8 protein-coding genes and 2 pseudogenes are annotated in these 12,961 nt (G+C 43.0%); 7 read left to right on the top strand and 3 right to left on the bottom strand.

Annotation, left to right across the window (positions count from 1 at the left end):
- Positions 1 to 20 precede the first annotated feature (20 nt).
- From BLO31_RS11850 to glgC, 3 genes and pseudogenes are all read left to right on the top strand, one after another.
- Positions 21 to 1,409, top strand: a pseudogene (locus BLO31_RS11850) (fructose-specific PTS transporter subunit EIIC); the annotation flags it as partial.
- Positions 1,410 to 1,583: 174 nt separating this feature from the next.
- Positions 1,584 to 3,485, top strand: coding sequence for a diguanylate cyclase (locus BLO31_RS11855; RefSeq protein WP_070966471.1), 1,902 nt, complete (start codon positions 1,584 to 1,586; stop codon positions 3,483 to 3,485).
- A 155-nt stretch (positions 3,486 to 3,640) separates the two neighbouring features.
- Positions 3,641 to 4,855 carry a glucose-1-phosphate adenylyltransferase gene (gene glgC / locus BLO31_RS11860; protein WP_070966475.1) on the top strand — a complete coding sequence of 405 codons (1,215 nt, stop codon included), beginning with the start codon at positions 3,641 to 3,643 and terminating at the stop codon, positions 4,853 to 4,855.
- Positions 4,856 to 5,097: 242 nt separating this feature from the next.
- On the opposite strand, the gene BLO31_RS11865 is transcribed toward glgC, so the two are convergent.
- Positions 5,098 to 5,988 carry an AraC family transcriptional regulator gene (locus tag BLO31_RS11865; RefSeq protein WP_070966479.1) on the bottom strand — a complete coding sequence of 297 codons (891 nt, stop codon included), beginning with the start codon at positions 5,986 to 5,988 and terminating at the stop codon, positions 5,098 to 5,100.
- A gap of 132 nt (positions 5,989 to 6,120) precedes the next feature.
- On the opposite strand from BLO31_RS11865, the gene BLO31_RS11870 reads away from it, so the two are divergent.
- The gene (locus BLO31_RS11870; protein ID WP_070966482.1) at positions 6,121 to 7,269 is read left to right on the top strand and encodes an iron-containing alcohol dehydrogenase; all 1,149 of its coding nucleotides are present in this window, start codon (positions 6,121 to 6,123) and stop codon (positions 7,267 to 7,269) included.
- Positions 7,270 to 7,364: 95 nt separating this feature from the next.
- Positions 7,365 to 8,003, top strand: coding sequence for a lysoplasmalogenase (locus tag BLO31_RS11875; protein WP_070966485.1), 639 nt, complete (start codon positions 7,365 to 7,367; stop codon positions 8,001 to 8,003).
- A gap of 8 nt (positions 8,004 to 8,011) precedes the next feature.
- On the opposite strand, the gene BLO31_RS11880 is transcribed toward BLO31_RS11875, so the two are convergent.
- Entirely contained in the window at positions 8,012 to 8,533 is a 522-nt protein-coding gene (locus BLO31_RS11880; protein WP_070966488.1) for a GNAT family N-acetyltransferase, read from the bottom strand.
- Positions 8,520 to 11,411, bottom strand: a complete 2,892-nt coding sequence (torS, locus tag BLO31_RS11885) for a TMAO reductase system sensor histidine kinase/response regulator TorS (RefSeq protein ID WP_070966491.1) — start codon at positions 11,409 to 11,411, stop codon at positions 8,520 to 8,522. The genes BLO31_RS11880 and torS overlap by 14 nt, the downstream gene beginning before the upstream one ends.
- 82 nt (positions 11,412 to 11,493) lie before the next feature.
- On the opposite strand from torS, the gene torT reads away from it, so the two are divergent.
- Entirely contained in the window at positions 11,494 to 12,486 is a 993-nt protein-coding gene (torT, locus tag BLO31_RS11890; RefSeq protein WP_070966494.1) for a TMAO reductase system periplasmic protein TorT, read from the top strand.
- A 16-nt stretch (positions 12,487 to 12,502) separates the two neighbouring features.
- Positions 12,503 to 12,957, top strand: a pseudogene (locus BLO31_RS11895) (methylglyoxal synthase).
- Positions 12,958 to 12,961: the final 4 nt, after the last annotated feature.

The following is a 12,961-nucleotide window of genomic DNA, read 5'->3' on the forward strand; positions in this document are numbered from 1 at the left end:
AAAAAGCAAACAAGGGTGGGAAAAATATTGTCGCGATAACGGCCTGCCCTACTGGCGTCGCTCACACCTTTATGGCTGCAGAAGCTTTGGAACAAACGGGTATTAAGCTGGGTCATAACGTTAGAGTTGAAACTCGTGGTTCTGTCGGTGCTAAAAACCAATTGACAGATAAAGAAATTGCTCAAGCTGATGTGGTAATAATAGCAGCTGATATTGATGTGCCTTTAGATCGCTTCAATGGTAAAAAGCTATACAAAACCAGTACCTCTTTGGCGCTAAAAAAGACGGAACAAGAAATTGAAAACGCATTTAACACTGATGAAGTCTTTAGCGTAGAAGGCAGTGATTCAACCAAACCTGTCAGTAAGACGCAAGAGTCCAAAGGCGCTTACAAGCATTTAATGACGGGTGTTTCGCATATGTTGCCTGTTGTCGTAGCTGGCTGCTTGATAATTGCGCTTTCATTTGTGTTTGGTATTGAAGCATTTAAGGAAGAAGGCACTCTAGCTGCTACGTTAATGAGTATTGGCGGCGGCTCTGCGTTTGCACTAATGATTCCCGTCTTAGCGGGCTATATCGCCTTCTCAATCGCGGACAGACCCGGACTTGCACCCGGTTTAGTTGGCGGCATGTTAGCAAGTAGCATTGGTTCGGGCTTTTTAGGCGGTATTGCCGCTGGTTTTATTGCTGGTTATAGCGCAAAATTTATCGCTGAAAAAGTGAGTTTGCCTTCCTCTATGGAGGCGCTAAAACCGATCTTAATTATTCCATTTGCAGCCACTTTGTTTACTGGTTTGGTAATGACTTATGTTGTTGGTGGCCCAGTTGCGGGAATTATGTCGGCAATGACCACTTTCTTGGATAACATGGGATCAACCAATGCGATTCTATTAGGTATCGTTTTGGGTGCGATGATGTGTTTCGATTTGGGTGGGCCCGTCAATAAAGCGGCCTATACATTTGGAGTGGGATTACTCGCTTCGCAAACTTATATGCCTATGGCCGCTATCATGGCTGCGGGTATGGTTCCAGCACTGGGCATGGGTGTTGCTACTTGGTTGGCAAAATCTAAATTTGATTCAAGCGAACGAGAAGCAGGTAAAGCATCTTTTGTATTGGGCCTGTGTTTTATTTCTGAAGGTGCGATCCCATTTGCGGCAAAAGATCCGATGCGTGTGATTCCAACGTGCATGCTAGGTGGAGCTTTAACGGGTGCCCTATCAATGTTCTTCGGAGCAAAACTAATGGCACCTCATGGTGGCCTGTTTGTACTATTGATTCCGAACGCAATTACACCTGTCCTACTCTATCTATTTGCTATTGCCGCCGGTACTTTAGCGACTGGTTTTACTTACGCATTCCTAAAAAACAAGGCGCAAGAAAAAACTGTCAATCCGGCTACGGTTTAATGCACGTAGAATAAGCAACTATTTTTTATTCAATCAAAGCACCCAAACGGGTGCTTTTGTTTTAGGTGGTATCAAGTGTAATTTGACTTTGGTACTAGGTAATACCACATTGCTCACATACAAAATGAATAGGTATCAGTATCATATACGCAATAAATTCGACTAATAATAATAATGCGTACTCTAAACACTCGGCTACTTACACAATTTACACTGGTTTTTGTCACCCTTAGCTTTGTTCCTACCCTTTACTTTATTAATGAAGTACTCAAGCTAGATAAGGTTGCAGAAAATCACGTGAGTCAGGCTCAAACAGCGAAGTTGGAATTTAGTCGGCTTGAGCTGGTTTCTGTCGTTGATAAAGTCACAAAATCTGTACGTATTTTGGCTGAAAACGGTATGCTTAATCGAGCACTAGAAAGCCCAACACAAATCAATTATGAAGCCGTAGAAGATTTTTGGCTGTTGGTGGCACGCTCTCAAGGGGTATTTTCTCAACTGCGGTTATTAGGCGCTGATGGTACCGAGTTGATTCGGGTGAATCACCAAAAAAACTCAACAGAAGTCGTTGCGCGGTCTCACCTTCAGGATAAATCCCACCGAGACTATTTTGCTTATGCCAAGACATTGGAAAGTGGTCAATTAGGCATGTTCGGCATCGATCTAGAATATGAAAACGATAAACTTGTTGAGCCGCACCAACCTTCCCTGCGGCTAATTATTCCCCTTGATCGTTCTGGAACCCGAAAGGGCTATTTTGTCGCCAACATAAACTTTGAGTCTATTTATCAGATGTTGGCATTTCAGGACACAAATGTGGATTTACCAGAGGTTGTTAACGCGTCTGGCTACTATGTCATGTCGAGCGCTGGTAACCATATCCTCGGTCATATTGCGACGGAAAACGCCGAGTACAACGTTGCAGTACAATCTCCTAAATTGTGGCGACAAATCTTGCTGCATCGCAACGGCACGGTTTACGACAACCGAACCTGGTACTCTTTCACAAAAGCCAAGGTAAAAACTAGCGCACAGCCAATCGAGTTCATCTTAATTAACTCAGTACCGGATAGTCAGATCAAACACGTTGTCCAAGCCAACAACACTCAATTATTCAGTTTGGCGTTGCTTGTATACATAGCCACCTTTGCGATTAGTTCTCTGTTTGTAATATGGAACTACAACCACAAAAAGAACAGTATGGAAAGCCGTATTGCACGTGCTGCAATGAATGGTATGTCCGCAATGATCATCACTGATCGCCACAATAGAATCATCAAAATTAACGAAGAGTTTACTCGTATAAGTGGCTACACCATCGATCAGGTTAAAGGTAAGCAGCCTTCCCTTTTCGCCTCAGGAAAACACGACCAAGGCTTCTATGACAATATGTGGAAGATACTGGAGTCCGATGGACTATGGGAAGGGGAAGTCATTAATCGTCGTCGTGATGGTTCTTTGATCACTGAAATTTTGCGAATTCAGACGGTCACTGATAAACAAGGCGTTGTTCAGTTCTATGTTGCTTCCTTTGTCGATATTTCCCATCGAAAAGAACTTGAAAATCGACTTAGAGAACTAAGCGAAGTCGATTCTTTATCCGGTTTGTCTAATCGCAGAAAGTTCGATTTAGAAATGCAGTCGGTATGCAATCGTATTAAACGATATCCCGATAAAGAACTCGCCTGCTTAGCCATAATGGATATCGACCACTTTAAACGAATAAACGATAAGTATGGTCACGACGTCGGTGACAGAGAGATCCGTTCTGTTGCCAAAACGCTTAAATATCACTTGAGAGAAACCGACTTTCTGGCGCGCATTGGCGGTGAGGAATTTGCTGTAATTATGCCTCATACCAGCTTAAAGGAAGCGGAACTCGTCACCAATAGATTGCGCTCTGCTGTTCAAATTAATGACGATACCATGGTCACTATTAGCGTCGGTTTGACAGATGTATGCGTTTCAATGAGCCAGTCATACAAGCGTGCTGATGTCGCTCTTTATGATTCAAAGTCTAGTGGTAGAAACAAGGTGACCATCGTAAGTGAAACCGAGAGCAGCACCATTGCTTGATTTTGGTGCAGTAATTATTTGTTTTGCACCAAAAACACGCGAAAAATCACACTTTGTAGGTGTAAGTACTGAAAAATCAAAACCCTTCTATCTGGCTCAAATCTTGTACTAGTCTCTAGATATATACGATCCTGCACATATTCAGGGAGAGATAGATGCAAGACACATTAACGGTCGTGTTGGCTGGCGGCATGGGTTCTAGGTTGAGTCCACTTACTGATGACCGAGCTAAACCGGCGGTCCCATTTGGTGGAAAGTACCGAATCATTGATTTTACCCTAACCAATTGCCTGCATTCTGGTCTTAGGCGGATATTGGTCCTGACCCAGTACAAATCGCATTCGCTACAAAAACACCTACGCGATGGTTGGTCCATCTTTAATCCCGAAGTAGGTGAATTTATCTCGGTTGTACCGCCTCAAATGCGCGGAGGTGGTGCGTGGTATGAAGGAACCGCGGACGCGATTTATCACAATTTGTGGCTACTATCCCGAAGCGATGCTAGGTATGTCGTGGTGCTCTCTGGCGACCATATCTATCGCATGGATTATGCAGAGATGTTAAAAGAGCACAAAGAAAATCAAGCCAAGCTGACTATCGCATGTATGTGTGTAGAAAGACATGAAGCAACCGCTTTTGGTGTGATGGATACAGACAAAGATGGACGTATAACCTCTTTTGTCGAAAAGCCTTTAGATCCACCTTCCATACCCGGGGATCCCTCTCATAGTCTCGCGTCTATGGGTATCTATATTTTTAATATGGAAACCTTACTTGAAGCACTTACAGAGGATGCAAAAATAGAAGGATCTAGTCATGATTTTGGCAAAGATATTATCCCTAGGTTAATCGATTCAAAATCCGTTTACGCTCATAACTTTTGCAATGATAAAGGCCGTGTTGCCAAAGATTGCTATTGGCGAGATGTGGGTACCATAGATTCTTTCTATCAAGCAAATATGGATCTGTTAGAGCCCATACCGCCGATGAACTTGTACCAAAAAGATTGGCCTATCAGGACTTACTCCTCACAGAATCCACCAGCGCGTACCGTCTCTTCAGCCACTGGCAACGAAGGGATCTTTATCAACTCCATTATCGCAAGCGGTGTAATAAATTCAGGAGGTTCTGTTCAGCACTCCATTGTTTCTTCTAACGTTCGCATCAACGACAGTGCAACCGTGGTAGACAGTATCATTTTTGATGACGTCGATATTGGCGAAGGGTGTCAGTTGATCAACTGCATCATTGATAAGCATGTGAAGATCCCTCCATTTACACAAATAGGGTTGAACCGCATTGAGGATGCGAAGAGATTTCACATCTCTGATAACGGTATTGTAGTTGTACCGGAGAGTTACGAGTTCTAACTTTGTCGTATCTCGGCCAGCGAAGGGCTGGCCCACTTACATCAAAGAATTGGTAACTAACAATTGATCAAAAAAAGCCCCCTTTGTAAAAGGGAGCTTTGGATGGGAGAGTGACAAGTTCTCCTACAGGGGGGCTAGCGATAATCTATGGAAACTTATCTATTTAGCAAGCCTGTAATCATTATGTATAAGAGGATTGTGTTATAAAACAGTAATTTTGTAAGGTTACATTTCCCCTTTTCTTACATTTGTAACTGATTATGTGCTTCTTTAGGTGTCTGATTGAACAGTCGCTTGTATTCCCTCGAAAACTGAGACGGACTATTGTATCCCACTTGTCTCGCGGCATCGTTAACCTTCACCCCTTGGCTGTGAATCAACTCTCTCGCCTTATTCAGCCTGACTTTCTTTATATACTGAATAGGGGTTTCTAAAGTTACTTCTCTAAAAGCTTGATGGAAAGAGGAAATACTCATACTAGCTTCTTTCGCCAACTGCTCTACGGATATCGTCTCTGAATAGTTTTGGTGCACCAAACTGAGGGATTTGGCGATACGGCTAAAATGGCCGTCTTGGTTCGCCAATTCAAGTAAAACATGTCCCTGTGAAGACATTAGAGCGCGATAAACAATTTCATCTAAAATGTGTTCCCCAAGAATCTCGGCGTCTGACTCGTTACACAGAGCTTTAGCTAACCGCCTGTAGGCGTCGAGCATCTCTTCACTCATACTTACCGAATTAATGCCTTGTAGACATTCACCACGAGTAAGCCGCTCAACACTAAGATCGAGTTTTTGAATAAGCTTGTGCAAGCGCTCCGCTGGAATATCTATAGAAATTCCCCTAATAGGTTCTCCATTACTTGCCACTGCTTTGCACATTAGCGGTATAGGGACACCGACAACAAGATAGTCGTTTGGCCCGTAGCTTACTTCACTACCTCCGATAACAATGTTCTTATACCCCTGACCGAGTACGATAATTCCCGACTGGTATACAAATGGAGTCCAGTTGTGGCCAGTTAGGCTTTGATAGAACCAGACACCTTTTATTTCGGTTTCGAAAGCTCCTACGTACTGCTCTAACTGATTTTCCGTCACATACTTGTTTAACCAAGCAGAAAATGATCTCATAGTAGATTTCAACCTTTCGTAGAAATAGGCAAGTAATTAGCAGGAATGTGGCTTTTAACTTCTTATTTCGCACACTAATATGCAGTTTATACCAACTGGTAATTCTCTAGCAATACGAATAAGAGGCGAACGATGAACTTTACCTATTCCAACCCTACACAGATTTTTTTTGGTCAAGGTCAGATTGCATCATTAGCGGACGCGGTCCCAACCAACAAATCAGTACTTGTCATTTATGGTGGCGGGTCAATTAAGAAGAATGGTATCTATAACCAAGTAGCCAAAGCGCTTACTAAACACACTTGGGTCGAGTTTTCAGGTGTTGAGCCTAACCCAACCAAGGAGACACTCGATAAAGCGGTACAGGTCGTCAAAGAAAACAAAATCGATATGATTCTCGCTGTTGGCGGTGGCTCTGTAATCGATGGGGCAAAATACGTAGCGGCAGCTGCTAACTACAATGGAGATGGCTGGGATATATTAGTTGGCAAACACCAAGTTACATCAGCGGTACCACTTGGATGTGTACTTACCCTCCCTGCTACAGGCTCTGAATCAAATATGGGCGCAGTGATTACAAAGGCTGAAACGCAAGACAAACTGGCATTTATGTCCCCTTTTGTACATCCTAAGTTTGCTGTCATGGACCCAGATGTAATGAAATCTCTGCCAGAAAGGCAATTAGTCAACGGTTTGGTGGACGCATGGGTCCACGTTTGTGAACAGTATATAACGGGTATACACGGAGCTATGGTTCAAGACGGCTACGCAGAGAGCTTGCTTAAGAACCTATTCACTCTGGGACGTGACTTCAAAAATCGCGACAGTGATATGTGGCGTGCAAATCTCATGTGGACAGCAAACCAAGCACTAAATGGCTTGATTGGTTCTGGCGTTCCTCAAGATTGGGCGACACATATGATCGGCCATGAGCTAACCGCTCTTTGGGGTGTTGACCACGCACGTTCACTGGCCATCGTCCAACCTTCATTACTCCGCAATCAAATGGGAAATAAAAAGGCCAAGTTAGAGCAAATGGGCAAAAATGTATTCGGACTGTCAGAGTCTGAACATCTCGCAGAACTAACAATTCAATCAATAGAGAAGTTTTACACTGAGCTCGGTGTGGCTATTCAGTTGGAAGATCACGGTGAAATAAAAAGCAATGCCGTCGACAAAGTGGTCAAACAGCTAGAGGGGCACGGAATGACCGCAATAGGCGAGCAGCAAAGTATCACAATTGATCGCAGTCGAGAAATATTGGAAATGGCTATTGCTTAGTTAGCTTTCTACTTGTACGCTAATTTAAAAGCAGCTAACGCTGCTTTTATTTTTTTTTCGATTTTAGTCAAACAAGCATACAAGTAGAGTTATCTATGTGGCTAGCTATCGCCCTTTTTTCCGCACTACATCTGTACTCCATTGAACGCGGGCCAAAATGGCTGTTTTATATTTCAAAACCTCTTCCCATCTGGATGTTAGCTGCATTTTTAACTGTCGAGTACCAATCCTTCTATTCGAATGCAATCGTCCTAGCACTTCTAGTTTCATCGTTGGGAGATATACTTTTGATGTCGCCAAAGGATAGATTTTTGTCAGGTTTAAGTGTGTTTCTATTAGCCCATCTAATTTACACCGTCACTTTTTGGCTTCAAATAGACACAAACCTTTCCCTATGGCTGCCTTTTCTGCTTGGCTGTATAGGAGTTATAGTTTATCTATTACTTCTGCCATCACTTGACGAGGTGAAACTGCCTGTTGCGATTTACTTTGTAGTCATACTGCTAATGGCTTGGAGCGCTATTGAGTTTTGGCGAACTTCACATTCTCAAGCCGCAGTGTTTGCCGTAATGGGAGCGTTAATATTCATTATTTCGGATTTGGTTCTGGCTATCGACCGATTTCGTTCTAGCTCGCGTTTTTCTAAGCAGGTGATTATGACGACTTACTACACTGCACAAGCACTATTTACCCTTTCCGTTGTTGCCAGTGTCAACTTATACCTTGCGCAATAAGGTAACCCTTAGATGTGTTTTCGATATATAAGATCATCGTAGAGTTTACCGCCTATTTCATAAGCGTCAGCCTCTCGCTCTTCAAGAGTAAACCCCGATTTTTCGAGTACCTTGCAGCTCGCTATATTTCCGTCCGTCACAATGGCCGTTATGCAGGTTATAGGAAACGCACTAACTACATGACCAATCAAAGCGATTAGAGATTCGGTACCAAAGCCTTTGCCGTGAAACTCAGGTAGCAACAAATAGCCTACCTCAACGTCGCCTTTCTCTTTATCTGAAATGCACAAACCTGTTACACCTATCGCTTCGCCCGATTCTTTGTCGCGAATAGTAAGACACAACCAATGTTCGCTTCCCCACTTCCACTTTGGTAGCCTTGATTCAAATCTCGCTTTGATTTCCTGTTCACTAGGCGGATCAAAAGCGTAACGCGTCACCTCAGGTTCTTGATTTAACCTAAGAAAAAGGGACCAGTCATCATTGATAATTTGCCCCATTGTGAGACGTTCAGAATTAATTACTATCATCGTGTTCCTTTAATGATGGCAAGCTTTTGATTTGTTTAATAGAACTCTTAATTTGGCTATCTATTAAATGAGCGTGCTTTTGATAGGTAGTAACGGAGTTATCAGCGAACTCAATGTCCTTACATAACTCGGCCAATGCTAACAAACCTAAGCTGGAAGCTGAACCCCTAAGTTTATGTGCTAGTTGAGTAATTTGAACATGGTCTTGTTCTTGGTTTGCTTTGTTTAAATCAACCAATACTTGCCTTGATGAAAGATCAAACATTTCGACAATTTCCTTAACACGAGTGACGCCAAGAACCTGAACATCATTTTCAATTATCGACTGATCGAACTCTAGAATGTCGCGTGTTGTCGGTGCAGGATCGATTCTGTCCTGCCCTTGATGGTCGATCAGCTTAGCAATGGTCTGATTTAGCTGTTCGATCTCTAGTGGTTTGGGGACAAAACCATCGAAGCCAGCATCGAGATATTGGGACACGTCTTCATTGAATACATGAGCAGATACGGCAACGAAAACCATCTTGTCACTGTCTTTTAGTTGTTTGAAACTTTGCAGCAAATCTATGCCCGAGCAATCTGGCAAATTAATATCTAAAAGTGCTAGGTCGTAACATTGCAACCTATATGCTTCTATAGCATCTTTACCCGTATCGACCACCGTCACGTCATGACCTAATATCTCTAAAAAGCCACGCGCTACTAATTGGTTGACAGGATTATCCTCGACAAGCAGTATTTTTAACTGAGCGCGGCGTGCTGAGGGTATACTTTCTTCTTCAATTGAGGCCATGCCTATAGGTAAGGTTAGTGTAAATCGGAAACAACTCCCTTGCTGATATTCAGACTCGACGTCTATCGTTCCACCCATCGCTTCGACCAAGTGTTTACTAATGGCCAAACCTAAACCTGTACCCCCTTTGATATGGGGGCCATCTTCCACTTGAGAAAACGCTTCGAATAGATTTGCCATCTCTTGTTCTTTGATACCAACGCCAGTGTCGCTGATCTCAAACGTCACTTTTTGTGGTTCATCAATATCTTGAAAAAGAGAAATATCGACATCACCTTGATCAGTAAATTTAACCGCATTGCCGATAAGGTTCGCTAGAATCTGACCAATTCTTGTTCTATCTCCAACTCGATAAGGTTTGACGTCCGACTCAATGAGAAAGTTTAAATTTATATTCTTGTCTATCGCCTTGGATTCAAATAGCTCTCCAACCTCTTTCACTAACTCGCAGACATTGAAGTTTGATGATGTGATTGATAAGTGGCCAGCCTCTATTTTCGAATAGTCCAGTACATCGTTGAGTATTGCTAACAATGATTTACCACTGCGGTTAATAACATCGACGTAGTGGTCTTGCTCTTTGTTGAGCTTGCTCTCTTTTAAAAGTCGCGCGGTTCCTAGCACACCGTTCATCGGTGTTCTAATTTCGTGACTCATGGTTGCCAAGAAGGCCGACTTTGCTTTACTTGCTTGCTCTGCTCTTTCTTGGGCTTTGGCGTGGTTTTCTACCTCAGCATTTAACCTGTCGTTTGCTTCAACCAATTCAAGTGTTCTTTGCGCTACTAAAGACTCCAGATTTTGCTTGTGCTCTTCTAGTTCAAATTTTGCTTTTGCCTCACTTTCTGCAACTATCTTTAGCGCTTTCGCGGTATCGCGGGCGTTGACAATTGCCTTCCCCATTTTTGCTAGTTCGTCACTACCACTAATATCTAAGTGAAACGCTAATTGCCCTTTAGAAACATCTTGTAGGGCTGAAGAGTACGTTGCTAAGCGTTTAAGAACGCGGATATAGACTAAGCGCCAAATAATCAATACCGCTATTGCAAAACCGACAAGAGGTATAATCGCCAGAGAAAGTTTGGCGTAATCCATCGTCATATTTAGTTTTTGTATCGCTTCCTTTGTCGATACATTCGCTTGATCAACTAACCGATTGACAGTGGTGTTAAGTGAACTAAAAAGTGCATAGGCGTGTTGGGCCTTTTCCGCTGATCTCTCTTGGTTTGAAAGTTTGTCGTCTACTCGTTTAAATAGATCTTCTTTTGCTTTCAAAGCGGATATAAGAGAAGTCATTTGCAAAGAGCGATTCGGGTCTTCAACGGAAAGTGCTCTTCTGGACATGAGTTTGAGGTTATTCGAAAACTCTCGTTGAATTTGAATTAGCCTTTCTCGATCGTTGAGACTTTTTGATTCTTCAATTTGGTTGAGTACGGTATAAGCCAATAAGTGCAACTCGTGGAGACGCTCAGCCAGATCTAAGTCTACCTCGACTAGCGTATCTAGTGCGTTGTAAACCTCTTCTTTCTTGTTATCTGCTAATAGTCCATATATTTGAGTCACGTTTGCTGTAGCTATAGTTCCAGTATTTGAAACTTGTGTAGCTGTGAGAGTTTCTAATTCCCGTGATATAACCTGCATTTCATTGGCTCTAAAACGGATTTCTTTCTCTAACGTTAGGCGGTTTTCTACCAAAACGCCCAGTTCCGCGAGGGTATCTATGATGTCTTGAACATTATTTGCCAAGTTCGCTAGCAGCTGCTCATCAAAACTTTCTGCTCCGAGCTCTCCTATGTGTGCAAGTAACGCCTCCAACTGTTCAACCAAAACCTTACCCGTTGATTGACGCTCTTGTTCCGTCCTAGAAGCGATTAACTGTTGCAGAGAACCTAGTATTTTTGAACTTAACTCAGAAACCTCTCTTGCCTGAACCATTGACGGTATGGCTCTGTTTACAACTTCGTTCTCTGTTTTCGCTACTTGCTTAAAACCAAAGACACCGATTAGCGAGGATACAACCAGTAAAATGGCCATAAAGCTAAAAGCGACTAATAGTTTTTGTCCAATGCTAGCTCTGGCAAACAACATAGATATACATCTCTTCTGAAAAGCAGTAGATTAAGTTATATTTTGCAGTGTTTATCTCTGGTTTACCAACCTTTCACCAACTATGAAGTTACTCAGAGCCTGTCAATTATTGATAACTACGTTTGCCACACTGTGCAGTACTACCGCTTTCGCTAACACTAAGTACAAATTGTGTGCGGTGTACCCCCATCTGAAAGACTCTTATTGGATCTCGGTTAACTACGGGATGGTTAAGGCCGCAATAAAGGAAGACATTACACTTCGAGTTTTTGAATCCGGTGGCTATCCCAATCTCAAGAAACAACAGGCTCAAATCAAATACTGCGCCAAATGGGGGGCCGACGCCATTCTACTCGGTACTGTAGACCCTAATGCGTATCACAACGGTTTTAACGATTTAGTTGGACCTATTCCCGTTTTTGCCATAGTCAATCAACTCAACCTTGACCTCGGTTATAACTTGCATGGTCGGGTCGGTGCCGATTGGTACGACATGGGATTCCTAGTCGGTCAGAAATTATCGGAGCTGCACCCCAAAGGTAGCAAACAAGCCAAAATAGCCCTGCTACCAGGACCAAAATCTAGCGGTGGTACAAAACCGGTCTTAGAAGGGCTAAACGATGCTCTAACAAACAGCAGTGCTAAAGTGACCTCTATCCATTGGGCCGATAACGATAAAGAACTACAACGCAATCTTGTTCAAGAGATCATCGACTCCGAAGAAGTCGACTATATAGTTGGTAGTGCAGTCGCCATCGAAGTTGCCATCAGCGAACTTAGGGCTGCCAATCGGTTAGAGGAAATAGGCTTACTTTCAACTTACCTTAGTCACGGTGTCTACCGCGGGTTGATCCGAGGAAAAGTACTTTTCTCTCCAACAGATTTGATGGTTAAGCAAGGCGAAGCATCCATATTACAAGCGGTTTCACACTTGTCGGGTAAAACGCAAGACTATTCAATTTCTCCAACTATTATAGGTCTCGAACCCGACTCATTGGATAGCCAAGTTATACAACAATCCCTATCTCCGTCTGAGTTTAGGCCAACTTTTATATTAAACAGCGAACAGAACTAAAACTGGAACAACACTAATGCAAAAGACGACTCGCTCCATGCCTGCACATAAACACGTTGCTCTCGTTGCACATGACAATTGCAAACAAGACTCCTACGTTGGGTAACAGAAAACAAAGACAAGTTACAAAAACACTTTTTGTATGCCACGGGCACGACAGGTTCAATGCTTAGCAAGGAAACCGGCCTAGCAATTAAAAGCATGATCAGTGGTCCTATGGGTGGTGACCAGCAAATTGGCGCACTGATTTCTGAAGGTAAAATAGACGTGTTGATCTTTTTCTGGGACCCACTGAACGCCGTTCCCCATGATCCCGATGTCAAAGCCCTGCTTCGCATTGCCAGCGTTTGGAACATTCCTGTCGCGACAAATCGCGCAACGGCAAAGTTTATTTTTTCTTCTGATCTGGTGGAAAAAGAGGTCGATATAGAGATACCTGATTACGAAGCCTATTTAGCCGAACGTACATAAAACA

This window comes from Vibrio sonorensis (genome assembly GCF_001854765.1).
In the GTDB taxonomy this organism is placed as follows: Bacteria; Pseudomonadota; Gammaproteobacteria; order Enterobacterales; family Vibrionaceae; genus Vibrio; species Vibrio sonorensis.

What these genes read in the sequence shown, in the direction of transcription:
- BLO31_RS11855 (WP_070966471.1), top strand. Translation starts at nt 1,584, where the DNA reads ATGCGTACTCTAAACACTCGGCTACTTACACAATTTACACTGGTTTTT.
- glgC (WP_070966475.1), top strand. Translation starts at nt 3,641, where the DNA reads ATGCAAGACACATTAACGGTCGTGTTGGCTGGCGGCATGGGTTCTAGG.
- BLO31_RS11865 (WP_070966479.1), bottom strand. Translation starts at nt 5,988, where the DNA reads ATGAGATCATTTTCTGCTTGGTTAAACAAGTATGTGACGGAAAATCAG.
- BLO31_RS11870 (WP_070966482.1), top strand. Translation starts at nt 6,121, where the DNA reads ATGAACTTTACCTATTCCAACCCTACACAGATTTTTTTTGGTCAAGGT.
- BLO31_RS11875 (WP_070966485.1), top strand. Translation starts at nt 7,365, where the DNA reads ATGTGGCTAGCTATCGCCCTTTTTTCCGCACTACATCTGTACTCCATT.
- BLO31_RS11880 (WP_070966488.1), bottom strand. Translation starts at nt 8,533, where the DNA reads ATGATAGTAATTAATTCTGAACGTCTCACAATGGGGCAAATTATCAAT.
- torS (WP_070966491.1), bottom strand. Translation starts at nt 11,411, where the DNA reads ATGTTGTTTGCCAGAGCTAGCATTGGACAAAAACTATTAGTCGCTTTT.
- torT (WP_070966494.1), top strand. Translation starts at nt 11,494, where the DNA reads ATGAAGTTACTCAGAGCCTGTCAATTATTGATAACTACGTTTGCCACA.